20 protein-coding genes, 3 pseudogenes and 1 riboswitch are annotated in these 22,165 nt (G+C 67.4%); of the genes and pseudogenes, 12 read left to right on the plus strand and 11 right to left on the minus strand.

Going from position 1 to position 22,165, the window contains the following annotated elements; genetic code table 11:
• Positions 1-50 precede the first annotated feature (50 nt).
• Genes ASE28_RS11860 through ASE28_RS11875 form a run of 4 tightly spaced genes read right to left on the minus strand, consistent with a single transcriptional unit; the run spans position 51 to position 3,901 of the window.
• Complete coding sequence (locus ASE28_RS11860) at positions 51-635, minus strand: amino acid synthesis family protein (protein ID WP_057202713.1); 585 nt, start codon at positions 633-635, stop codon at positions 51-53.
• Between the two features lie 45 nt (positions 636-680).
• The gene (locus tag ASE28_RS11865; protein ID WP_057266730.1) at positions 681-1,322 is read right to left on the minus strand and encodes an amino acid synthesis family protein; all 642 of its coding nucleotides are present in this window, start codon (positions 1,320-1,322) and stop codon (positions 681-683) included.
• Positions 1,323-1,342: 20 nt separating this feature from the next.
• Positions 1,343-2,266: a UPF0280 family protein gene (locus ASE28_RS11870; protein ID WP_057266731.1), complete on the minus strand. Its 924-nt coding sequence runs from the start codon at positions 2,264-2,266 to the stop codon at positions 1,343-1,345.
• Positions 2,267-2,278: 12 nt separating this feature from the next.
• Positions 2,279-3,901: a hypothetical protein gene (locus ASE28_RS11875; protein WP_057266732.1), complete on the minus strand. Its 1,623-nt coding sequence runs from the start codon at positions 3,899-3,901 to the stop codon at positions 2,279-2,281.
• A 175-nt stretch (positions 3,902-4,076) separates the two neighbouring features.
• On the opposite strand from ASE28_RS11875, the gene fdxA reads away from it, so the two are divergent.
• The 8 genes and pseudogenes from fdxA to ASE28_RS33020 all read left to right on the plus strand — a co-directional run.
• On the plus strand, positions 4,077-4,406 hold the full coding sequence (fdxA, locus tag ASE28_RS11880) for a ferredoxin FdxA (protein ID WP_057202717.1): 330 nt from the start codon (positions 4,077-4,079) through the stop codon (positions 4,404-4,406).
• Positions 4,407-4,475: 69 nt separating this feature from the next.
• Positions 4,476-5,249 carry a ferredoxin--NADP reductase gene (locus ASE28_RS11885; RefSeq protein WP_057202718.1) on the plus strand — a complete coding sequence of 258 codons (774 nt, stop codon included), beginning with the start codon at positions 4,476-4,478 and terminating at the stop codon, positions 5,247-5,249.
• A gap of 61 nt (positions 5,250-5,310) precedes the next feature.
• On the plus strand, positions 5,311-5,997 hold the full coding sequence (locus ASE28_RS11890; RefSeq protein WP_057266733.1) for a TetR family transcriptional regulator: 687 nt from the start codon (positions 5,311-5,313) through the stop codon (positions 5,995-5,997).
• Positions 5,998-6,241: 244 nt separating this feature from the next.
• Positions 6,242-7,429 (plus strand): amidohydrolase family protein, encoded by a 1,188-nt coding sequence (locus ASE28_RS11895; protein WP_057202720.1) that lies wholly within the window; start codon positions 6,242-6,244, stop codon positions 7,427-7,429.
• A gap of 96 nt (positions 7,430-7,525) precedes the next feature.
• Positions 7,526-8,104 (plus strand): electron transfer flavoprotein subunit beta/FixA family protein (locus tag ASE28_RS11900; RefSeq protein ID WP_235516108.1); only part of this gene is annotated, 579 nt, incomplete at its 3' end.
• Between the two features lies 1 nt (position 8,105).
• Positions 8,106-8,256: pseudogene (locus tag ASE28_RS33010) on the plus strand (electron transfer flavoprotein subunit beta/FixA family protein); the annotation flags it as partial.
• 20 nt (positions 8,257-8,276) lie between these two features.
• A pseudogene (locus tag ASE28_RS33015) lies at positions 8,277-8,699 on the plus strand (electron transfer flavoprotein subunit alpha/FixB family protein); the annotation flags it as partial.
• Between the two features lies 1 nt (position 8,700).
• Positions 8,701-9,166 (plus strand): annotated as a pseudogene (locus ASE28_RS33020) (electron transfer flavoprotein subunit alpha/FixB family protein); the annotation flags it as partial.
• A gap of 16 nt (positions 9,167-9,182) precedes the next feature.
• Here the strand turns inward: ASE28_RS33020 and ASE28_RS11910 are convergent.
• Positions 9,183-9,947: a glycine zipper 2TM domain-containing protein gene (locus ASE28_RS11910; RefSeq protein ID WP_200963938.1), complete on the minus strand. Its 765-nt coding sequence runs from the start codon at positions 9,945-9,947 to the stop codon at positions 9,183-9,185.
• A 243-nt stretch (positions 9,948-10,190) separates the two neighbouring features.
• Positions 10,191-11,150, minus strand: a complete 960-nt coding sequence (locus ASE28_RS11915; RefSeq protein WP_057266734.1) for a YihY/virulence factor BrkB family protein — start codon at positions 11,148-11,150, stop codon at positions 10,191-10,193.
• 137 nt (positions 11,151-11,287) lie between these two features.
• Here ASE28_RS11915 and ASE28_RS11920 point away from each other — a divergent pair, with 137 nt between their 5' ends.
• Together ASE28_RS11920 and ASE28_RS11925 are read left to right on the plus strand one after the other, a co-directional pair.
• Positions 11,288-12,421, plus strand: a complete 1,134-nt coding sequence (locus ASE28_RS11920) for a serine hydrolase (RefSeq protein WP_057266735.1) — start codon at positions 11,288-11,290, stop codon at positions 12,419-12,421.
• Between the two features lie 51 nt (positions 12,422-12,472).
• Positions 12,473-13,024, plus strand: a complete 552-nt coding sequence (locus ASE28_RS11925) for a shikimate kinase (protein ID WP_057266736.1) — start codon at positions 12,473-12,475, stop codon at positions 13,022-13,024.
• A gap of 23 nt (positions 13,025-13,047) precedes the next feature.
• On the opposite strand, the gene ASE28_RS11930 is transcribed toward ASE28_RS11925, so the two are convergent.
• Complete coding sequence (locus tag ASE28_RS11930) at positions 13,048-13,827, minus strand: IclR family transcriptional regulator (RefSeq protein ID WP_057266737.1); 780 nt, start codon at positions 13,825-13,827, stop codon at positions 13,048-13,050.
• A gap of 93 nt (positions 13,828-13,920) precedes the next feature.
• Here ASE28_RS11930 and ASE28_RS11935 point away from each other — a divergent pair, with 93 nt between their 5' ends.
• Both ASE28_RS11935 and fahA read left to right on the plus strand, forming a co-directional pair.
• A complete protein-coding gene (locus ASE28_RS11935) occupies positions 13,921-14,925 on the plus strand; it encodes a tripartite tricarboxylate transporter substrate binding protein (RefSeq protein WP_057266738.1) in 1,005 nt (334 codons plus the stop codon).
• Between the two features lie 32 nt (positions 14,926-14,957).
• Positions 14,958-16,229 carry a fumarylacetoacetase gene (fahA, locus tag ASE28_RS11940; protein ID WP_057266739.1) on the plus strand — a complete coding sequence of 424 codons (1,272 nt, stop codon included), beginning with the start codon at positions 14,958-14,960 and terminating at the stop codon, positions 16,227-16,229.
• Between the two features lie 36 nt (positions 16,230-16,265).
• Here the strand turns inward: fahA and metH are convergent, their stop codons facing one another.
• The 4 genes from metH to ASE28_RS11960 form a co-directional block, all read right to left on the minus strand.
• A complete protein-coding gene (gene metH, locus ASE28_RS11945) occupies positions 16,266-19,004 on the minus strand; it encodes a methionine synthase (protein WP_082608051.1) in 2,739 nt (912 codons plus the stop codon).
• A gap of 29 nt (positions 19,005-19,033) precedes the next feature.
• Positions 19,034-19,129: riboswitch (S-adenosyl-L-homocysteine riboswitch) on the minus strand.
• A gap of 17 nt (positions 19,130-19,146) precedes the next feature.
• On the minus strand, positions 19,147-19,902 hold the full coding sequence (locus ASE28_RS11950) for a hypothetical protein (protein WP_057266740.1): 756 nt from the start codon (positions 19,900-19,902) through the stop codon (positions 19,147-19,149).
• 32 nt (positions 19,903-19,934) lie between these two features.
• Positions 19,935-21,266, minus strand: a complete 1,332-nt coding sequence (locus ASE28_RS11955; RefSeq protein WP_057266741.1) for an aminotransferase class V-fold PLP-dependent enzyme — start codon at positions 21,264-21,266, stop codon at positions 19,935-19,937.
• Entirely contained in the window at positions 21,266-22,165 is a 900-nt protein-coding gene (locus tag ASE28_RS11960; RefSeq protein WP_057266742.1) for an amino acid ABC transporter substrate-binding protein, read from the minus strand. Before ASE28_RS11960 ends, ASE28_RS11955 begins: the two co-directional genes overlap by 1 nt.

The raw sequence follows: 22,165 nt of genomic DNA on the forward strand, positions 1-22,165 counted from the left end.
GGTGGCGAACAGTATGGGGGAGACAGCGGGTCACGGGTGTGGCGGTGCGCTCAGCGCAGGCCGTCCTGGCCCTGGACTTCTGCGGTGGTGAGCCCGCCTATGCGCGGCAGCGGGCGGCCGCCGGCCGTGACCACCACGGCCACCACGATCTCGTTGGCGCGTGGCGCATCGGCCACACGGGCCTCCATGGCATCGAAGTGGCTGCGCACGTAGGCGGCGTCCTTGTGGCCCAGCGGCACGTCGATGGCAGCGCCCAGGCCGCCGATCTTCTTGCTTGAAGGCACCAGGGCTGCGCCCTTTTCCACCGCCAGGCGCAGCGGGGCGCCGAGCTTGGGGTGCAGGATGGCCGCAGCATGCTCGAGCTCGCCGCCTTCGCCCACGATGGCGGCCTTGCCATAGCTCTCGGCCTGGCCGGGCGCAATGCCCAGGGCCTGCACGCAGCGCTCGCCCAGCAGGCCGCCGAGCTCTTCGCCGATGGCGATCAGCTCGTCGAGGTTTTCCACGTAGCGGCCCGCAAACGGGTTCTCGATGACGGCCATGGCCAGGGCCTTGCGCACGGGCGGGTTCACCTCGCGGCCCATTTCCACGCGCACTTCGTCGGTCTGGACGATGATTTTCCGGATCTTGGCTGGCATGTGTGTGCTCCTTGGTCTCTCGTAGTCGTTATGGTTGGCGTGGGTTCAGCGCAGGCCGTTCCACTGGCTGATGTCGGCGGCCTTGAGCCCGCCCACCCGCGCATGGATGCGTGCGCCGGTGGTCATGGCCAGGATGAAGACGATCTCATCGGCCAGCGGTGCGCCGGGCACACGCACCTCGATGGCATCGAAATGGCTGCGCACGTAGCTGGCGTTGATGTGGGTGAGCGGCACGTCGAGCGCCGCACCAGGGCCGCCCACCTTCTTGGTCGAGGGCACGATGGATAGCGCGTTGGCAGGCTGCCCGGTCTTTTCCTCGGCCTGGCCCTTGGCGTAGGCGTTGCGGTCGCCCTTCCAGCCCAGCAGTTCGCGCATGGCGTAGCCGCCGGGCACATGCCACAGCGCGCCGTGCTCCAGCTCACCGGCAGCGCCGATGATGGCGCCCTTGCCATAGGTCGCTATGCGCTCGGCCTGCACGTTCATGGCCTTGAGCAGGCGCTGCGCCATGTCGAGGCCCACCTCCTGCAGCGCGTCCATCATGGGCAGGATGTCCGCCTCGTAGCGGCCGGCATAGGGGTTGGTGAGCACAGCACCGATGGCGCCGCGCAGCAGCGGCGCACCAGTCTCGGGCCCGAATTCGTGCCGGATTTCCTCAAGGTGGGTGAAAACGCGTCGGATCTGGATCATGGGATGGCCTGTGCAATTCATTAAGCAAATACTGAACCAACTTCAAACAAGGCAGCGGATTTCTCCTCGGTGGAGCCTTCCAGCGCCAGGCGCGCGGATGGCGTCGCCATCCATTGCCCCTGGCACGAAAGCAGTGCGCACCACAGATGGCCGGCAAGCTGCAATTCTTGCGCTTTTTCAAGACCGGCCTGCAGGGCCTGGCGCACCAGGGCGGCCGGCAGCGCTGGCACGTCCACCGTGACGAGGATGGCGCCCAGGTCGCTGTCGTCCTTGACTTCGCAGGCGGGCCTGCGGGCAATGCGTGCATCCTGCAGGTTCACGGCATTGGCCACCACCGTGGCCGCGGCGTCGGCCTGGGCGGCCGTGGCCGCCAGGATGGTGACGCTGTCAGCAATGCCCAGCGAGTGACTGCGTCCGCGCCAGCCGCTGGTCGCCACGCCGCGCACCGGCATGGTGCTCGTGAGGCGAAAGGCGCCGTCGAGCAGCGGCCCGCACTGCAGCTGCGCCGCATCGAGCCCGGCAATGTCGGCATACACCCCGACGCTGGCCGATTCGCCCGGCGCCAGGTGCAGCGCGATGTCGCCGCCATTGTTCACCCAGGCGCGCCGCACGCCATCCACTGTGTAGCAGGCCAGCAGCTCCTGCGCCACCGAGCCGGCCACTGCGGCCATGGGCGTGATGAAGTCCTGGCGAAACGGCTGGCAGGCGCTCCACATGCGGCGCGCCACGGGGCCCTGCAGCGGGCAGTCGCCAGCGCCCACCCGCGCACGCAGCGCGGTCAGCTCGCGCACCAGCTCCTGCAGCAGGCCCTGAAAGCGCACCCAGGCACGCGCATGCGCCGCGGCCACCGCGAGCGCATCGCCCTCGGCCTGCACGAGCACGTCCATGGGGCCGTGCTGCAGGTGCCAGCGGCCGGCGGACAGCAGTTGTCGGGTGGCTTGCATGGTGGTGTGCCTTCAACCCAGCAACGGCGGCTGGCCCAGGGGCCAGGGGTTGGCCGATGGCAGGGTCAGCCACGCAACCGATTGCGGCGCACCATCGTTGTGCCAGGCGCCGCGTTCGAGCACCTCGCGCAGGCTGCGCACCTGGTCCATGTGGCCACCCAGCAGCGCGTAGTCGCTGCGGCGCATGCTGAATTCGATGGGTGCCACGATGGCCGGAGTGGGCACGGTGCCAAAGCTGTTGTCGGGCATGCGCAGCACGTCGGCCATCACCGTGATGCCGCCACCGGGCCAGACATAGGCCGGGGCGCCACCGCAGGTCACATTGACCAGCGCATTCTTGATGGAGCGGGTGAGCAGCACCGGGTTTTCAGTGACGCCCGCACGCAGGCTGCCGCCGGCGCCGCCGAGGAACAGCACCGAGGTCATCGAGGGTTCGCAGTTTTCGCCGATGCGGTCGACGATGCGGCGCACCTCGGCGGGCATCTCGGCCTCCACCGGATTCAGCGATTCGTCGAGCACATACCAGCTGGCGTGTTCGCCGGTGGTCGAGGTCATCAACAGGCGCAGGCCGGGCCAGGCCACCGCTTCGTCCCAGGTCTCGATGATGGACAGCGGGTCGGCGATGTCGGTGCCGCCCCAGCCCGTGCCGGGGTTGGCCACCTGGAAGTAGCGGCCCGGCGTGGACTTGCGCCCGCGCATCTTGATGCCCGAGGATTTCATGTCCAGGCAGCGGCCGGCCTGGTGCTCGGTGAGCACGCCGGTGATGTGGTCGTCCACCACCACCACCTCGTCGGCCTGGCCGAAGAACTGGCGCGCAAAGATGCCGATGGCGGCCGAGCCGCAGCCCACGCGCATGCGCTGCTCGGCCACCCCGTTGACGATGGGCGCATGCCCGGCCTGGATCACGAGCTGCGAGCCGCCGTCGATGGTGAGCTCCACCGCCTGCTTGTTGCCCAGCATCTGCATCATCTCGTTGGCGATGCGCCCTTCCTTCTTGCTGCCGCCCGTCAGGTGGTGCACGCCGCCCAGCGAGAGCATCTGCGAGCCGTACTCGGCCGTGGTGACATGGCCCACCACCTCGCCCTTGCAGCGCACGTTGGCCTGCTCGGGGCCGAGGAAGCGGTCGGTGTCGATCTTCACCTTGAAGCTGCAGTAGCTGAAGATGCCCTCGGTGACCACGGTGACCATGTCCACGCCATCGACCTTGGAGCCGACGATGAAGGGCGCGGGCTTGTAGTCGGGGTAGGTGGTGGAAGAGCCGACGCCGGTGACGAAGACCTCCTCGGTCAGCAGCAGGTCGCCGCTCCAGGCGGGCTGCTCAGCCGGTGCGTCCTGGCCTCCGGCACCCGCATCGGCAGCGCGGCCTGCAAAGGGCACCAGCACCGCCTCGCCGTCCGCCATGGTCTTGCGCAGCAGCACCACGGGATCGACCCGCACCAGCACGCCGGCCTGGTTGGCGTAGCGGTCGCAGGCGCCGCTGCGGCCTTCGGAGATCTGGCACAGCACGGGGCAGGCGTTGCACTCCACCTTGGCCGTGTTCATGCGTTCATTGCGCGGCCGGGCGCGCTCGAGCACCTGCGGCAGCTCGGGTGCGTCCATGCCTGGAAGGCCATCGGTCTTGGTGTGTTCAGTCATCGTGGCAACCCATTCCTCGCACCGTTTTCTGTGCTTGTACGTTCATGGCGTTTTGTGTAGCATTCACTTAACTTAAATGTTGTGATCACTACATTTGAGGCGAATGTAGCGCAATCGTTCGCAGTCCGCAATAGTGTTTGCGCGCCCCCTGAAATGGTGCACAAGGAGCCCCAAAATGACGCACGTAGTCACAGACGCATGCATTCGGTGCAAGTACACCGATTGCGTGGATGTATGCCCGGTCGATTGCTTCAAGGAGGGACCTGAATACCTGGTGATCGACCCCGACGAATGCATCGACTGCGCGGTCTGCATCCCCGAATGCCCAGCCAATGCCATCTATGCCGAGGACGACCTCCCGGCAGGCATGGAAATCTTTATCCAGTTCAACAAAAAGCTGGCCCCCGGCCTGCCCACAATCACCAAAAGAAAACCGCCTTTGCCAGATGCGGAACAATGGAGGGTTGTGAGCCACAAGCTTTCCGGCCTGGACATCGCGCTCTGACGCGGCCGGCCCCAGCCTTTCAGCCAGCTTTTTCGCCCTATTTTTCAACTTTTAGCCGACGTAAGCACCATGAGCGCCTTTCTTGAAGAACGCGTATTGACCGTCAACCACCTGACGGACCGCCTGTTTTCCTTCACCACCACGCGCGATACCGCGCTGCGGTTCTCCAACGGCCATTTCACGATGATCGGCCTGCGCGTGAACGGCAAGCCGCTGCTGCGCGCCTACAGCATCGCCAGCGCCAACTACGAGGAACACCTGGAGTTCCTGTCGATCAAGGTGCCCGACGGCCCGCTGACCTCGCGCCTGCAGAACATCCAGGTGGGCGACTCCATTGTCGTGGGCAAGAAGCCCACCGGCACCCTGCTGATCGACTACCTGCTGCCCGCCAAGCGGCTGTACATGCTCTCCACCGGCACCGGCCTGGCCCCCTTCCTGAGCCTGATCCGCGACCCCGAGACCTACGAGAAGTTCGAGGAAGTGGTGCTGGTGCACGGCGTGCGCGAGGTCAAGGAGCTGGCCTACCACGACTACATCACCGAAGAGTTGCCCAAGCACGAGTTCCTGGGCGAGATGGTGAGCAAGCAGCTCAAGTACTACCCCACCGTGACGCGCGAGGATTTCAAGCACCAGGGCCGCGTGACCACCGTGATCGAAAACGGCCAGCTCGCCCGCGACCTGGGCCTGCCAGCGCTGAACCCGGTGGAAGACCGGGTGATGATCTGCGGCAGCCCCGAGATGCTGCGCGACCTCAAGCACATGATGGAAGTGCGCGGCTTCAAGGAAGGCAACACCACGAAGCCCGGCGACTTTGTGATCGAACGAGCCTTCGCTGAGCAGTAATATCCCCGGCAGGCCCGGTCCCTGCATGGCAGGGGCTGCCCTGCCACCCAACGGATCATCCATGTCGGCTACACCCACCAAGACCCGGACTGCTTCCACCCGCGCCCCCTCGACACGCCGCACCGGCGTGCGCGAGCAGGCGGCCCAGACCACGCGCGACAACATCCTCAAGGCGGCGATCAAGGTGTTCGCACGCTACGGCTATGAAGGCGGCAGCGTGGAGAAGATCTCCAAGGCCGCCAAGTCCTTCGACCGGATGATCTACTACTACTTCGGCAGCAAGGAAGGCCTGTTCATCGAGGTGCTCGAAGAGATCTACCGGCGCATGAACGACGCCGAGTCGGCGCTGGACATCCGCCTCGAAACCCCGGTCGAAGCGCTCAAGTCGGTGGTCCGCTTCGTGAGCCAGTACTACCGCAAGCACCCCGAGTTCGTCACGCTGCTCAACACCGAGAACCTGCACAAGGGCAAGCACATCTCCAAGTCGATGCGCGCGCGCGAGTATTCCTCGCCCGCCGTCTCGGTGATCGAGCAGGTGTTGGCCGCGGGCGTGGCCAGCCAGGAGTTCCGCGCCGACCTGCGCGCGCGCGACCTGTACCTGCTGATCGCCTCCATGGGCTACTTCTACCAGTCCAACCGCTACACGCTCTCGGCCTTCCTGGGCGAGGACATCGACCAGCCCGAGGCCGTGGCCCACTGGGACGAGTTCATGATCGATACCGTGCTGCGGACCGTGCGGGCGTCCTGAGGCGCAACGCGCCCTCCCCGGGGCCCAAGGCCCATATCTTGCAAGAGCCCCCTGCCGATCCGGGCGATCGGCAGGGGCGCAGCCTGCCCGCTTCACCGCAGCGCCTGATCTGCCCCGAGACACTTTGCAGTGCTTGCCATCTTGCACGATGCCAGCCTCTTATGTAGTATTCACTACACGAATTGCAGCCCCACGATCGCCGCAGTTTGCCCCTCCCCTTCCACCAACCGACTGGTACCTTCCCATGGCAGACATCTCCACCAATGCGGCCTCCGGCAAAGTCGTCATCAAGAACATCGGCCTGCTGCTCTCGGGCGACCTGGAACGCCCCATCCTCGACGCCGACACCATCGTCGTGAACGACGGCCTCATCGTGGCCGTGGGCCGCGAGAAGGACTGCGACACCGAACACGCGCGCACCACCATCGACGCGCGCCAGACCTGCGTGGCCCCCGGCCTGATCGACAGCCACGTACACCCCGTCTTCGGCGACTGGACGCCGCGCCAGAACCAGATCGGCTGGATCGACTCGACCATGAACGGCGGTGTGACCACCATGGTCTCGGCCGGCGAGGTGCACCTGCCCGGCAGGCCCAAGGACATCGTGGGCTTGAAGGCCCTGGCCATCACCGCGCAGCGCGCGTTCGACAACTTCCGCCCCGGCGGCGTGAAGGTGATCGCGGGTGCGCCCATCATCGAGAAGGGCATGGTCGAGCAGGACTTCAAGGACATGGCCGATGCCGGCGTGACCCTGCTCGGCGAAGTCGGCCTGGGCACCGTGAAGGCCGGCTACGAGGCCCAGCAGATGGTGGCCTGGGCACGCAAGTACGGCATCCAGAGCACCATCCACACGGGCGGGCCGTCCATACCCGGCTCGGGCCTGATCGACAAGGATGTGGTGCTGGAAGCCGATGCCGACGTGATCGGCCACATCAACGGCGGCCACACCTCGCTGCCCTGGAAGCATGTGTGCGAACTGTGCGAGAAGTCCTCGCGCGCCATCGAGCTGGTGCACAACGGCAACGAGAAGATCGCCATCGAGGCCGCACGCGCCGCCATGGAGCTCAAGTGCCCGCACCGCGTGATCCTGGGCACCGACGGGCCCGCAGGCTCGGGTGTGCAGCCCCTGGGCATGCTGCGCATGATTGCGCTGATCTCGAGCTTCGCCAACATCCCGGCCGAGCTGGTGTTCTGCTTTGCCACGGGCAACACGGCGCGCATCCGCAACCTCAACTGCGGGCTGATCGAGCCGGGTCGCGCGGCGGACTTCGTGTTCATGGACCGCGCCCAACACACGGCCGGAGCCACGCTGCTCGAAAGCGTGCAACTGGGCGACATCCCCGGCATCGGGATGGTGATGATCGACGGCCTGGTGCGCTGCGGCCGCAGCCGCAACACGCCGCCCGCCACAGAGATCCCGGTCGTTCTCTGAGCCCCGGCCTGGACGCCTTCAGCACACCTTCCTCATTCCCTGCGCAGGCCCACACGCCTGCGCGAACCTTTTCCTTGTACTGATGGAGTTCCTCCCATGAAAGCAATCGTCGCCGTCAAGCGCGTGGTGGACTACAACGTGAAAGTCCGAGTCAAGTCGGACCAAACGGGTGTGGACATCGCCAATGTGAAGATGAGCATGAACCCCTTTGACGAAATCGCCGTCGAAGAAGTCGTGCGCCTGAAAGAAAAAGGCCTGGTGACCGAAGTCATCGCCGTCTCCTGCGGCGTGGCCCAGTGCCAGGAAACCCTGCGCACCGCCATGGCCATCGGCGCCGACCGCGCCATCCTGGTCGAGACCGACGTCGAACTGCAGCCCCTGGCCGTGGCCAAGATCTTGAAAGCCCTGGTCGACAAGGAACAACCCGGCCTCGTGATCCTGGGCAAGCAGGCCATCGACGACGATGCCAACCAGACCGGCCAGATGCTCGCCGCTTTGGCCGACCTGCCCCAGGCCACCTTCGCCAGCAAGGTGGAACTCACTGCCGACAAGGTCAGCGTCACCCGCGAAGTCGACGGCGGCCTGGAAACCCTGTCCCTGACCCTGCCCGCCGTCATCACCACCGACCTGCGCCTGAACGAGCCCCGCTACGTCACCTTGCCCAACATCATGAAGNTACCGTCAAGCCCGAAGACCTGGGTGTGGACGTCACGCCGCGCCTGAAGACCCTCAAGGTCACCGAGCCCGCCAAGCGCGGTGCCGGCGTCAAGGTGGCCGACGTGGCTGCCCTGGTCGACAAGCTCAAGAACGAAGCCAAAGTCATCTGAACAATAAGGAGAACAAGCAAATGACCGTACTCGTTATTGCCGAACACGACAACGCCACCGTCAAGGGCGCCACCCTGAACACCGTGACCGCCGCCATTGCCTGCGGCGGTGACGTGCACGTGCTGATCGCTGGCCACAATGCCGGTGCTGCAGCCCAATCCGCCGCACAAATCGCGGGTGTGGCCAAGGTCATCCATGCCGACGCCCCCGGCCTGGAACACGGCCTGGCAGAAAACGTGGCCGCACAAGTGCTCGCCATCGCAAGCGCCTACAGCCATATCCTGTTCCCCGCGACCGCCAGCGGCAAGAACGTGGCCCCCCGCGTGGCCGCCAAGCTCGATGTGGCCCAGATCAGCGACATCACCAAGGTGGTCTCCCCGGACACCTTCGAGCGCCCCATCTACGCCGGCAACGCCATCGCCACCGTGCAGAGCAGCGACGCCNCGCAACGGGGGGCAGCGCAGGAACAGAAACCTCCGCCGCCACGGCGGATACGGGCAAGAGCGTCTTTGTGGGCAGCGAGATCGCCAAGAGCGACCGCCCCGAGCTGACCGCCGCCAAGATCATCGTCTCCGGTGGCCGGGCGCTGGGCAGCAAGGAAAAGTTCGACGAAGTGATGACCCCGCTGGCCGACAAGCTCGGCGCCGCCCTGGGCGCCAGCCGCGCTGCGGTGGATGCGGGCTATGCACCGAATGACTGGCAAGTGGGCCAGACCGGCAAGATCGTGGCGCCGCAGCTGTACATCGCTGCCGGGATCTCGGGTGCGATCCAGCATCTGGCGGGCATGAAGGACTCCAAGGTGATCGTGGCGATCAACAAGGATGCCGAGGCGCCGATCTTCAGTGTGGCGGACTATGGGCTGGAGGCGGACTTGTTTGCGGCTGTGCCGGAGCTGGTCAAGGCGCTGTGATCAGGCCTGCCGCCGCTCAATAGCCGTTGGCCACGCGCACCGCGCCCGCAGGGGCGTTGGTGTACGCGCCACCGCCGTTCGGGCGGCTGTCGCGCTCGTGGTCGATGCGGTAGCCCTTGCCCTGCAGCGCCACGGGCGTGCCCACGGCCGGGGGCTGGGCGCGCGTGAAGCGGCGCAGCGACCCATCGTCCATGCGGATCGCCACCTGGTACACCGTGCGGGTGCGCGAGCGCTGCTCCACCTGGTGGCCCACATAGCCGCCGCCCACGGCGCCCAGTACCGTGGCGGCCGTGCGGCCGTTGCCCTTGCCGATCTGGTTGCCTACCACCGCGCCAAGCACGCCGCCCGCGACCGCACCCACACCGGTGGCGGGCTCGGCCTGCTGGATGGCCTGCACCGATTCGACCCGGCCGCAGCTGCTGCACACCGGCGCGCGTTGCACCATCGGAGTCGTGCCGCCGGCCAGGTTCGCACGCTGGGGCTGGAATGGCTCGGGCATGGGCGCAGGCGCGCGCTGGACCGGGGCCCCAGCCTGGGGTTGCACCAGGCCCAGCGGCGGCTGGGCGGGAACGCCCTGCAGTGATTGGGCCACCACGGTCGGGCTAGCCGCCGTTGAGGCGGCCGCAACTTCAGCAGGACGGTGCTGCACCACCAGCGTGGTACCCAGGGCCACCACACATGCTCCCAGGGAGGCGATGGCGACCCACATCCACTTCATGGGCGAGGGGGTGGAAGGCACTGTGCGCACATCGGACGGCTGCAAGGTGATCGGGTTGTTCATGGTGTTTCCTTTCGCGCGCGTGCGCGCCATTTTTTATTCATTGGTTGGTTCGTGTGCCGGGGGGCCGGCGCTCAGTGCACAACGCGGCCCATGGATGCACGGTATACAGGCAATGGTGCGGGGCTTTGTCTGCTTTGTAAGGGTCGGTAAGAAGTGCTGCGAGCACCCCTCAAAGTGCAGAGCCCTGCGGCAGACAGTTGCTGTTGCTTACAGCGCAAAGTGACACCAGCCCCGCTCGTCCATTCAAGGCACGGGCGCCACGCCCGTATCGGCCTGCGGCACGGGGACCGCCGTGGCGCGGCGCCTGCGCACCTGCAGGCCCGCCTCGTCCAGGGCCCGGGCACAGCTGGCCGCGAACAGCAGCACGGCCGACGAGAAATAGATCCACATCAGCAGCACCACCAGCGAGCCGGCAGCGCCGTACGCAGAGACCACGGCAGCGGTCGACAGGTACCACGCCAGCAGCTGCTTGCCGATGGTGAACAGCGTGGCCCCCACCACCGCACCAGCCACCAGGCAGCGCAGAGGCGGCTTGCGCCCGCCGCCAATGCGCATCAGCCCCACGAACAGCGCCACGGCAAAACCAAAGGCCACTACCTCGTTGACCACCTGCAGGATGGGCCCGAGCGGTGCGATGGACAGCCGGGCACCGGCCCAACCGGCAAACAGGTTAATGAGGGTGGACAGGGTGAGCGAGACCAGCAGCAAAAAGCCGATGGCCAGCACGTAGGCCAGCCCGCGCAGCCGCAGCGAGGCCATGTGCCACCAGGCGGCACGCGCCGGCTCGGGCTCGCTCCCCTGCCACAGGCGCGCCAGCGTCGACTGCAGCTCCACGAACACCCCGGTGGCACCCGAGAGCAACACGACAAAGCCGATCAGCGAGGCAAGCCGACCCTCGGAAGGCTCCTGCGCGCTGGCCAGGGCCTGGCGCACCACGTCGGCCACGCGCTCGCCCATCACCGACTGCACCTGGTGCAGCAGGCTGCTTTCCAGGTAGCTGCGGTCCAGCCACCAGCCCAGCACGCCCACCAGCAGGAGCAGCAAGGGGGCCAGGCTGAGCATGCCGTAGAAGGACATGGCGGCGCTCATGCGCAGGCCATCGGCGTCGAGCCACATCTGCACTGCACGCCACAGCGGCAGCACAGGCTGCACCAGGGGTTTGAGGCGTGCGGTGGCGCGCTGGATTCGGTCGGATGCGGTCATGCACCAAGCCTAAGGGATGGCCCGCGCGCTTTGCACCGGCCGGGCACGGAAGCCACTGTAGGCGCTGTCCCACAGGCGGCTGGGCCTGCCGGCCACTTGTGGCAGGCTCAAGCCATCTTTCCCAAGGAGCACCGTCCATGCATGCCCCCAGCCTGACCCGATTGCAAACCGTCCTGCAGGACCACGTTGACCGTGGCATCCTGCCCGGCGCGGTGGCGCTGGTGCACCACCGCGGCCAGACGGTGCTGCATGACGCCCTGGGCGCCCAGGCACCCGGCGCAGGCGCACCGGCCATGGCGGCGGATTCGATCTTTCGCATCTACTCCATGACCAAGCCCGTGGTGTCGCTGGTCACGCTGATGCTCATGGAGGAGGGGCGCCTGCCCCTGTCCCACCCCGTGGCACGCTACCTGCCCACGTTTGCCAGCCAGGGCGTGTTCGACCCCGCCACGGGTGGCACGGCGCCCGTGCGGCGCGAGGCCACGGTGCATGACCTGCTGCGCCACACGGCGGGCCTGAGCTATGCCTGGGACACCGGCCCGGTGGCCCAGGCCTATCAAGCGGCACGCATCGGCTCGCGCCGCGACGGCAATGCCGCGCTGGCCAAGGCCATCGGGCCCCTGCCCCTGCTGCACCAGCCCGGCAGCTGCTGGGAATACAGCCGCGCCACCGACGTGTTGGGCGCCTTGCTGGAGGTGGTGGAGGGCGAGCCCCTGGGGGCCATCCTGCAGCGCCGGGTGTTTGGCCCGCTGCAGATGCGCGACACCGGTTTTCACGTGCCGGCGGAGCAACTGCACCGGCTGGCCGAGCCTTTCGCGCGCGACCCGCAGACCGGCGCCGAGGTGGTGCTCAATAACGTGTCGCGCCCGGCCACGTTCGAATCGGGCGGCGGCGGGCTGGTGTCCACGGCCGGCGACTACGCGCGTTTTGCGCGCCTGCTGCTGGCCGGCGGCACGCTCGACGGCGTGCGCCTGGCCAGCCGCGCCACCGTGGCCTTCATGGCGGCCGACCATCTGGGCGCGGGCATTCCGGCTGCCGGGGACATCCTGCCCGAGGGCTATGGCTTCGGCCTGGGGGTGGCCGTGCGCCGCAGCGCCGGCCTGGCGCCCCACGCCGCCTCGGTAGGCCAGTACGGCTGGAGCGGCATGGGCGGCACCTTCTTCCTGGTGGACCCGGCCGAGGACCTGGTGGCCATCTTGCTCACCCAGGCGCCCGGCCAGCTGCGCTACCTGTGCGAGCTGTACCCGGCGCTGGTCTACGCGGCACTGTAGCAACCACAGGGCCCTGCTTTAAACTCGTCCCCCAAGGGGCAAGAAAAGAATATGCAGATTCGCTGTGCACTGGTCGGCATGCCCGGCTCGGGCAAATCCACCGTCGGCAGGCAGCTGGCGCACCGCACGGGCGTGCCTTTCATCGACCTGGACCACCGGCTCGAGGAAACGCTGGGCACCAGCATCCGCCAGTTCTTCGAGGAACATGGCGAAGCGCGCTTTCGCGACCTGGAGGCGCAGGAACTCGCCAAGGCCGCTGCCCAGCCCGGCGGCATGGTGCTTTCGACCGGCGGCGGCGCCGTGCTGCGCCGCGAGAACCGCGACGTGCTGCGCGCCATGGGCCCGGTGCTCTACCTGCGCGCCTCGCCCGAAGAGATCTACAAGCGCGTCAAGCACGACCGCACCCGCCCCTTGCTGCAGGGCGGCAACCCCATGGACAAGTTGCGCGCCCTGTACGGACAGCGCGATGGCCTGTACCGCGAGACGGCGCACTACGTGATCGAGACCGGCCGCCCCACGGTGCACATGCTGGTCAACATGATCATGATGCAGCTCGAAATGGCTGCGAGCGCCGATACGGGTGCCGATCAGGCGCCACATTAGCCCCGATCCGCTGCTGACGACGCTCAGCGCAACGGCGCCGAGTCGCTCCAGTGGAAATGAACCCGCGGCTGGATGTCCGCGATCTCGGTGCGCAGCAGCGCGGCCAACCGCGCCGCCTCGCGCTGGGTGAGCCGCGCCACCGTGGTTGACAGGCTGATGGCCGCGAACGCGCGCCCGCCCACATCCACCACCGCATGGCCCACGGCGGCGGTGTTGGTGTTCAGGCAGCCGCCGCTGCGCGCATAGCCCAGGGTCTGGGTCTGCGCGAGCAACTGGCGCAGGGCCGGCTCGTCCAGCCCGCCGTAACGGCCCAAGGTGGGGGCATTGGCCTGTATGGCTGCGTCGATGAATTCTGCGTCCTGCGCCGCCATCAGCGCCAGCCCCGCCGCGCCCACGCCCAGCGGGCGGCGCCCGCCCACGGTCACGCTCAGGGGCGGGTCCAGCCGCTGCACGTTGGTGTGGGCATAGCAGACGGCCTCGTGCCCGCTGAGCACGAACAGGTAGGCCGCATAGCCCGTGGCATCGGCCAGGCGCTGCAGGTTGGCCGTGAACAGCGGCGCCACGTCGTGCCGCCCGCGCGCGGCCAGGCCGTGCTCGAACGGGCGGCGGCCCAGCACGTAGCCCTTGCCCTCGGGCAGCGCAGCCACCAGGCGGGCGGCCATCATGTCCTGCAGCAACCGGTGCACCGTGGGGTGCGGTATGCCGGACTGGCGCGCGATGTCGGACAGCGACAGCCCGCGCGCGTCATAACGCGAGAGCTGGTCGAGGATGCGCAGCACGCGGTCGAGCACCAGGGTGGTCATGCTTGTCCATGCAGTGGAAAGAACGATTGTAGGAAACCGCAGGCCGGCCAAGAATGGCGGCATTCCTATAACCATCCTCGGAGACACCTCTACATGGCCGCTTTCGACCGTACCCACACCACCCGCCGCACCCTGCTGTGTGCCGCTGCAGCCGCCACCGTGCTCGGTCTGGCCGCCGGCCCCCTGGCCGCTCAGGAGGCAGCCTTCCCGGCCAAGCCCATCCGCTTCGTCGTTCCCTATGCCCCCGGCGGCACCACCGACCTGGTGGCGCGCACCGTGGGTGCCCACATGGCACAGACGCTGGGGCAGCCGGTCATCATCGACAACCGCGCGGGCGCGGGCGGCAACATCGGAATGGACGCCGTGGCCAAGGCCGCGCCCGACGGCTACACCGTGGGCATGGGCGCCATCTCCACGAATGCGCTCAACCCGCACATCTACAAGAAGATGCCCTTCGACCCGCGCAAGGACTTCACGGCCGTGGGCCTGCTGGGCAACTCCACCATCGTGCTCGAGGCCGGCCCCGCACTGCCCGTGAAAAACGTGGCCGAGCTGCTGGCCCACCTGCGCAAGAACCCCGGCCTGCCCTATGCGACGGCCGGTGCCGGCACCTCCATGCACCTGGCCGGCGTGCTGTTCGCCCAGACCAGCAAGACCGACCTGGTGCACGTGCCCTACAAGGGCAGCGCACCGCTGATCACCGACCTGATCGGCGGCCAGGTACCCATCGCCTTCGACAACCTGCCCGCCTCGCTGCCCCACATCCAGGCCGGCAAGCTGCGCGCACTGGCCGTGGCGGGCGCTCAGCGCTCCCCGGCCCTGCCCGACGTGCCGACACTGGCCGAAGCCGGCCTGCCCGACTATGCGGTCGAGCCCTGGTTCGGCGTCTATGGCCCGGCCGGCCTGCCGACTGCCGTGGCCCAGCGCCTGAACAAGGCCCTGGCCGATGCGCTGGCGGACCCTGCGGTCAAGGACAAGCTTCTGGCCGCCGGCTTCACCCCGCGCAGCGCCAGCGTGGCCGACTTCGACGCCCTGACCAAGCGCGAATACGAGCGCCTGGGCAAGGTCGCCCACAGTGCGCAGATGAGCGCCGACTGATCTCATACCCCCTTTTTCTTAGCACCGTGACCATGACCACTACCCTTGATGCCACCCACGGCACCCATCTGCGCAGTTGGGTCGCATCCGCCAACACGGCGGGCTGCGATTTCCCCATCCAGAACCTGCCTTTCGGCCGCTACCGCAAGGCGGGCAGCGGCGACGCGCTGCGCATCGGCGTGGCCATCGGCGACCAGATCCTGGACCTGCAGGCCGTGGGCCTTACCGCCTCCAACGACATGAACGCGCTGATGGCCGCAAGCCCGGCCGAGCGCATGACCCTGCGCCAGAAGCTGTCCGAAGGCCTGCGCGAAGGCAGCCCCCAACAGGCTGCCTGGTCCCAGGCGCTGTCGCCCCAGGCCGATGCCGAGATGGCCGTGCCCTGCCAGATCGGCGACTACACCGACTTCTACACCAGCGTGCACCACGCCACCACGGTGGGCAAGCAGTTCCGCCCGGACAACCCGCTGCTGCCCAACTACAAGTGGGTGCCCATCGGCTACCACGGCCGCGCCTCGTCCATCGGCATCAGCGGCCAGCGCGTGAAGCGCCCGCAAGGCCAGACCAAGGCGCCCGAGGCCGCCGCGCCGGTACTCGGCCCCTGCAAGCGCCTGGACTACGAGCTGGAGCTGGGCTGGTTCATCGGCCAGGGCAATGCGCAGGGCGAGCCCATCTCCATCGGCCAGGCGGAGCAGCACCTGTTCGGCGTGGCACTGTTCAACGACTGGAGCGCGCGCGACATCCAGGGCTGGGAATACCAGCCGCTGGGCCCCTTCCTGTCGAAGAACTTCGCCAGCACCCTCTCGCCCTGGGTGGTGACCATGGAGGCATTGGCGCCGTTCCGTGCCCCCTTCGAGCGCGACGCGGCCGACCCGCAGCCCCTGCCCTACCTCGATTCACCCGGCAACCGCGCCCAGGGCGCCTTCACCATTGCGCTGGAGGTGCTGCTGCAGACCGCCCGCATGCGCGAAGCCGGCGAACCCGCCGTGCGCCTGGCGCTGACCAACACCCAGCGCGCCGCCTATTGGACGCCCGCGCAGCTGGTGGCGCACCACACGGTGAACGGCTGCAACCTGCAGCCCGGCGATTTGATGGGATCCGGCACGCTCTCGGGCCCCGAGGCCAGCGAAGCTGGCTCGCTGCTGGAGCTGACCGGTGGCGGCAAGCAGCCCGTGACGCTGCCCAACGGCGAGCAGCGCAGCTTCCTCGAAGACGGCGATACGCTGATCCTCAAGGGCTGGTGCGAGCGCGAAGGCGCCGTGCGCATCGGCCTGGGCGAAGTGAGCGGAACAATCGTCGCCTGACGCACGACAGGCAGCCCCTCGAAGGAAGGGTTGTTTTTACAGGTTCGGTGCCAACAACCGCGCCAGCACGGCCTCGTCCATGCCCCGCCGCTGGGCCATGTCGTGCAGCTGGTCCTCGCCGATCCTGCCGACGCTGAAGTACGTGCTCTCGGGGTGGCCCAAATAGAAGCCGCTCACGCTGGCGGCCGGCATCATGGCCAGGCTCTCGGTCAGAGTCATGCCGACTTCGCCGCACTGCAGCACGTTGAACAGCGCGCTCTTGGCGCTGTGGTCGGGGCAGGCGGGGTAGCCGGGCGCGGGGCGGATGCCGGCGTATTTCTCGCCGATCATCTCGTCGTTGGTCAGATGCTCGCCCGCCGCATAGCCCCACAGGTCGGTGCGCACGCGGTGGTGCAGGCACTCGGCAAAGGCCTCGGCCAGGCGGTCAGCCAGGCTCTTGAACATGATCGCGGAATAGTCGTCGAGCGCGTCGATGAAGGCTTTTTCCTTCTTCTCGATACCGAGGCCCGCCGTCACGGCGAACATGCCGGCGTAGTCGGCGATGCCGCTGGATTTGGGCGCGACGAAGTCGGCCAGGCAGCGGCTGGGGCGGGTCACGCCGTCGATGACGTGCTTTTCGGTCTGCTGGCGCATGCCGTACCAGGTCATGGCGACCTCGGTCCGCGTCTCGTCCGTGTAGAACTCGATGTCGTCGTCGTTCACGCTGTTGGCGGGGTACAGGCCCATCACGCCGCTGGCGGTGAGCCAGCGGCCTTCGATGATCTTTTTCAGCATGGCCTGCGCATCGGCGAACACGCGCGTGGCCTCCACGCCCACCACCTCGTCGGTCAGGATGGCGGGGTAGGGGCCGGCCAGGTCCCAGGTCTGGAAGAACGGGCCCCAGTCGATGTAGCGCGCCAGCTCGGCCAGGTCGAAGTTCTTGAACACGCGCCGGCCCAGCGCGCGCGGCACGGTGGGCTTGAACGCGGCCCAGTCCACAGGCGTCTTGTTGGCGCGGATCTTGGCCAGCGACCACAGCGGGGTCTGCTTTTTGTTGGCGTGCTGGGTGCGCACCTTGTCGTAGTCGGCGTTGAGCTCCTGCACGTAGTGGTCCACGCCGTCGCCCAGCAGGCTCTGGGCCACACTCACGCTGCGCGAGGCATCGGGCACGTAGACCACGGGGCCCTCATAGTGGGGCGCGATCTTCACGGCGGTGTGCACGCGGCTGGTGGTGGCCCCGCCGATGAGCAGCGGGATCTTCTTGATTCGAAAGTGCTCGTCCTTCTGCATTTCGCCGGCCACGTACTGCATTTCTTCGAGGCTCGGGGTGATCAGGCCCGACAGGCCGACGATGTCGGCCCCCTCGACCTTGGCGCGCGCCAGGATCTCGTGGCAGGGCACCATCACGCCCATGTTCACCACCTCGAAGTTGTTGCACTGGAGCACGACGGTGACGATGTTCTTGCCGATGTCATGCACATCGCCCTTGACGGTGGCGATGATGATCTTGCCCTTGCTGCGCACGTCGCGCCCGGCCAGCTCGTCCAGGCGCTTTTCTTCCTCGATGTAAGGGATGAGGTGGGCCACGGCGGACTTCATCACGCGCGCGCTTTTCACCACCTGGGGCAGAAACATCTTGCCGGCGCCGAACAGGTCGCCCACGACGTTCATGCCGTCCATCAGCGGGCCTTCGATCACGTGCAGCGGCCGCCCGCCCTTGGCGACGATGGCCTGGTAGGCCTCTTCGGTGTCTTCGACGATGAAGTCGGTGATGCCATGCACCAGCGCGTGCGACAGGCGCTCGCCCACGGTCTTGGGGGACTCGGGCGTGCCGCGCCATTCCAGGCGCTTGCTCTCGTCCTTGGCACCGCTCTTGGCGGTCTCGGCCACCTCGACCAGGCGCTCGCCCGCATCGGGGCGGCGGTTGAGCACCACGTCCTCCACGCGCTCGCGCAGCGTGGGCTCCAGGTCGTCGTAGACGCCGACCATGCCGGCGTTGACGATGCCCATGTCCATGCCGGCCTTGATGGCGTGGTACAGGAACACGGTGTGGATGGCCTCGCGCACCGGGTCATTGCCGCGGAAGCTGAAGCTCACGTTGGAGACACCGCCCGAGACCTTGGCGCCGGGCAGGTTCTGCTTGATCCAGCGCACGGCCTCGATGAAGTCGACCGCGTAGTTGTTGTGCTCCTCGATGCCGGTGGCCACCGCGAAGATGTTGGGGTCGAAGATGATGTCCTCGGGCGGGAAGCCCACCTCGTCGACCAGCACGCGATAGGCGCGCTCGCAGATCTCGATCTTGCGCTCGTAGGTATCGGCCTGGCCCTTCTCGTCGAAGGCCATGACCACGGCGGCAGCGCCGTAGCGGCGCACCAGGCGCGCCTCGTGCTTGAACTTGTCGATGCCCTCCTTCATGGAGATGGAGTTGACGATGCCCTTGCCCTGCACGCAGCGCAGGCCGGCCTCGATCACCTCCCACTTGGAGCTGTCCACCATGATCGGCACGCGCGCGATGTCGGGCTCGGAGGCGATGAGCTGCAGAAAGCGCACCATGGCGGCCTTGCTGTCGAGCATGGCCTCGTCCATGTTGATGTCGATGACCTGGGCGCCGTTCTCCACCTGCTGGCGGGCCACGGCCAGGGCCTCCTCGTACTGCCCGTTCAGGATCATGCGGGCGAAGGCCTTGGAGCCGGTGACGTTGGTGCGCTCGCCGATGTTGACGAACAGCGTGCCCTCGCCAATGGAGACGGGCTCCAGGCCGGACAGCTTCAGGGGGGGCATGGGAAGGGCGGACATCAGACTCACCTGCGCAATCGGTTCAGTAACGTAGGTGAGCGTCGTTGCGGGGTGGTCGGCCCCGAGCCTGACGAACAGCCGGCATCTGTGTGCCTGGGCGGTCCGCTGCAACGCTCCTCGGGGGAGGCATGATTTTACCTGCTCAGCGTACGGGGAGGAATTGCAGGAAAGTGCCCCCCACGATCCCCTGCACATAGCTGATGGCCGCGCGGCGGTATTTTTCGGTCACCACCAGCGCCACCAGGTCCAGGCGGGCGATGACCTTGCCGAATTCGCGCTCGAAGCTCAGGTTGCGCCCCTGGGGACCGATCTCGTCGGCCCACAGCAGCGGCTGGCCTGCGGCATTGCGCCGTTGGGACAGCAGCCACACGGCCGATTCGACGTTGCGCGCGGCGTTGTACAGGTGCTGGGCGTCGAGCGAGTCGAGCAGAAAGAACTCGGTCTTGCCGCCATGCGCGGTGACCAGCATGTCGGCCGTGGCGACAATGAAGGCGGCCACCCGGTCGCCCGTGAACTCGGGCGCCAGTGCAAACGCCAGGGCGGCAATGTCGCGCCGGCCCTGCAGCGGCGCCCAGGGCTGGCGCTGATCGATGGCGGCGCGCACCTGCTCCATGGCCTGCTCACGGCTGGCCGCGCCCGCCTTGCGCCACTCGGCCGGGTTGCGGCGGTAGAGCTTGTCCATCAGCAGGGTCAGGCTGGCCAGGTTGTCGCGCATGGCCAGCGTGGCCATGCGGTTCAGGTCGGACTGGGCCAGCTCGCCCGTGGTGGTGGACGCACCCTTCACCTCGCCGCGCGGGGTGGGCGCCGGGGCCGCACAGCCAGCCAGCAGGGCCAGGGCGGTCAGGGACGCGCAGGCCAGGGGTAAAAACGAAGGGAGAAGGGATGCAGGCGCCACCATGTGGGCCGCATTATGGCCATGGCTGTCCCGGCCTACACAATCGCGAGCGAACGCGCAGCGACATCGCGCACGATGTCCTGCGTGATGTGCAGGAACCGGTCGACATCCGTGGGCGAGTGGCAGTGCAGCGGCGAGACCCGCACGGCGCCCTGCAGCCCGAACGATTCGAGCATGCGCCGCGAGTAGATGCTGGCCGCGCTGCGCTCGTACACCGTGACGCCGCGCAGGCCGTACTCGTGCACCGCCTGGGTGCAGTCGATCCCCGAAAGGCCGATGGCGATGATCAAATCGCGCCGCGCCAGGTCGCCATGGTCCAGGTAGACCTGCACGCCCTCCATGGCGCGCAGCCCGGGCACCTCGGCACTGCCGTCGAGCAGGCGCGCCAGCAGTGCGCGCTCGTGCAGCAGGATGCGCTCCATGCCCACAGCAAAGCGCTCGCGGCGGCCTGCGGCACCGGGCGCGGCAACACCCGAGGCATCGCCCAGCCAGCACACGTAGTCCATGATTTCGGTGAGCACCGCGAACTGCCAGGGCGCGGCGCTGCCCAGGTCCCAGAAATCGGGCGCCTTGCCGGCCAGCTTGTGGTGGGGCAATGCGGCCGCGCGGTCCGACAGCCAGGCCAGGCCCGAGCCGCGGCAGCCAAAGAACTTGTAGGGCGCGATGTTGATGCCATCCACCGGCGTGGCCTGCAGGTCGATCAGGCCGTGGGGCGCATGCTGCACGGCGTCCACAATGATGTACAGGTCGGGCTCCACGGCGCGGGCGCGCTCCACGATCTGCACCATGTCGAGCTTGGCGCCCGATATGTTGGACGCATAGATCACGTTGAGCAGGCAGGTGCCCCCATCCACCAGGCGCACGATGGCATCCACATCGACACCGCCGGTGGCGGGGTTGCTCGGGGCCACGCGCAGCTCGCGCCCGGTCTGGCGCGCGTAGCGCTCCATGGCGTCGAAGGACGAGGGGTGCTCGAGCACCGTGGTGACCATGTTGGTACCCGGCACGTTCTCGGCCACGGCGCGCACCATGTCGAACATGGCGCCCGATGCCGTCAGGGCCGCATAGACGCTGCCTCCCTGCGCGTTGAGCAATGTGCGCAGGTCGCCCGCACCGGTGGCCTGCACGCCCTGCAGCTCGCGCGCCACCTCGTGGATGCGCTCGGTGTTGTCGGGCACGGCATCGACCTGACCCATGCGCTCCACGGCGGCCTTCAGGCGCAGCGAGCCGCCCGCATTGTCGAAATACAGGCGCTCGCGCCCATGGTGGTCATGCTCCACCTGCAGGAAACGCTCGCGCACCGCACGCATCAGGTCATCGGGGAACAGCAGGCCTTCGGGATACCGGGTCAGAGGGGATGCAGCCATCACACGCCCTTGTTGCTGGGGTTGCGGTAGGCCTCGCGCACCGCATCGGTCATCGGAAAGTTGATGTTGATATTGCTCGGCGGGATGGGCTGGGTGAACCAGCGCGCATACAGGCGCTCCATCTCGCCGGACTTCATGAGCTGCGTGACAGTCTGGTCCACCAGCGCCTGAAAGGGCGCATCGTTCTTGCGCAGCATGATGCCGTAGGGCTCCTGGCGCAGCACCACGTCCTTCAAGATCACGTAGTCACCAGGGTTGGGTGACACGGCGATCAGCCCTGCGAGCTGCACGTCGTCGAGCACGTAGGCCACGGCCCGGTCACTGGCCAGCAGCAGGAAGGCGTCGGCAGTGTCCTTGCCCGAAATCTCCTGCACCTCCAGGTTTTCTGTGCGGCGGAAGCTGCGCAGCAACTGGATCGAGGTGCTGCCGGCCACGGTCGCCACGCTCTTGCCCGCCAGGTCTGCCAGCGAGGTGATGCCCGACTTCTTCTTGACCGCCACAGTGATGTTGGTGACGAAGTGGCTGGGCGCAAATGCGACCTGCTGCTGGCGCACCACCGAGTTGGTGGTGGTGGCACAGTCCAGGTCCACGGTGCCATTCTGTATCAGCGGAATGCGGTTCAGCGAATTGAGCAAGGTGTACTGCACCCGCAGCGCAGGCAGGCCGAGTTTGGCCTTGACGGCGTCGACGATCTTCAGGCAGATGTCGTTGGAAAAGCCGACGGGGTCGCCGCTGCCCGTGGGCTTGTACGAGAAGGGGACGGAGCTGTCGCGGTTACCGATGTGGATGGTGCCGCTCTCCTTGATCTTGCGCAGGGTGTCGATTTCCTGCGCCATGGCAGCGGATACCAGCACGGTGGCGCCCAATGCAGCGAGAGCAGACATCTTGAAGAGGTGCAT

The organism is Acidovorax sp. Root219, from assembly GCF_001428665.1.
Classification (GTDB): Bacteria; Pseudomonadota; Gammaproteobacteria; order Burkholderiales; family Burkholderiaceae_C; genus Acidovorax.

Coding starts and splice junctions, on each gene's coding strand:
- ASE28_RS11860 (WP_057202713.1), bottom strand. CDS start 635: ATGCCAGCCAAGATCCGGAAAATCATCGTCCAGACCGACGAAGTGCGC.
- ASE28_RS11865 (WP_057266730.1), bottom strand. CDS start 1,322: ATGATCCAGATCCGACGCGTTTTCACCCACCTTGAGGAAATCCGGCAC.
- ASE28_RS11870 (WP_057266731.1), bottom strand. CDS start 2,266: ATGCAAGCCACCCGACAACTGCTGTCCGCCGGCCGCTGGCACCTGCAG.
- ASE28_RS11875 (WP_057266732.1), bottom strand. CDS start 3,901: ATGACTGAACACACCAAGACCGATGGCCTTCCAGGCATGGACGCACCC.
- fdxA (WP_057202717.1), top strand. CDS start 4,077: ATGACGCACGTAGTCACAGACGCATGCATTCGGTGCAAGTACACCGAT.
- ASE28_RS11885 (WP_057202718.1), top strand. CDS start 4,476: ATGAGCGCCTTTCTTGAAGAACGCGTATTGACCGTCAACCACCTGACG.
- ASE28_RS11890 (WP_057266733.1), top strand. CDS start 5,311: ATGTCGGCTACACCCACCAAGACCCGGACTGCTTCCACCCGCGCCCCC.
- ASE28_RS11895 (WP_057202720.1), top strand. CDS start 6,242: ATGGCAGACATCTCCACCAATGCGGCCTCCGGCAAAGTCGTCATCAAG.
- ASE28_RS11910 (WP_200963938.1), bottom strand. CDS start 9,947: ATGAACAACCCGATCACCTTGCAGCCGTCCGATGTGCGCACAGTGCCT.
- ASE28_RS11915 (WP_057266734.1), bottom strand. CDS start 11,150: ATGACCGCATCCGACCGAATCCAGCGCGCCACCGCACGCCTCAAACCC.
- ASE28_RS11920 (WP_057266735.1), top strand. CDS start 11,288: ATGCATGCCCCCAGCCTGACCCGATTGCAAACCGTCCTGCAGGACCAC.
- ASE28_RS11925 (WP_057266736.1), top strand. CDS start 12,473: ATGCAGATTCGCTGTGCACTGGTCGGCATGCCCGGCTCGGGCAAATCC.
- ASE28_RS11930 (WP_057266737.1), bottom strand. CDS start 13,827: ATGACCACCCTGGTGCTCGACCGCGTGCTGCGCATCCTCGACCAGCTC.
- ASE28_RS11935 (WP_057266738.1), top strand. CDS start 13,921: ATGGCCGCTTTCGACCGTACCCACACCACCCGCCGCACCCTGCTGTGT.
- fahA (WP_057266739.1), top strand. CDS start 14,958: ATGACCACTACCCTTGATGCCACCCACGGCACCCATCTGCGCAGTTGG.
- metH (WP_082608051.1), bottom strand. CDS start 19,004: ATGTCCGCCCTTCCCATGCCCCCCCTGAAGCTGTCCGGCCTGGAGCCC.
- ASE28_RS11950 (WP_057266740.1), bottom strand. CDS start 19,902: ATGGTGGCGCCTGCATCCCTTCTCCCTTCGTTTTTACCCCTGGCCTGC.
- ASE28_RS11955 (WP_057266741.1), bottom strand. CDS start 21,266: ATGGCTGCATCCCCTCTGACCCGGTATCCCGAAGGCCTGCTGTTCCCC.
- ASE28_RS11960 (WP_057266742.1), bottom strand. CDS start 22,165: ATGCACCTCTTCAAGATGTCTGCTCTCGCTGCATTGGGCGCCACCGTG.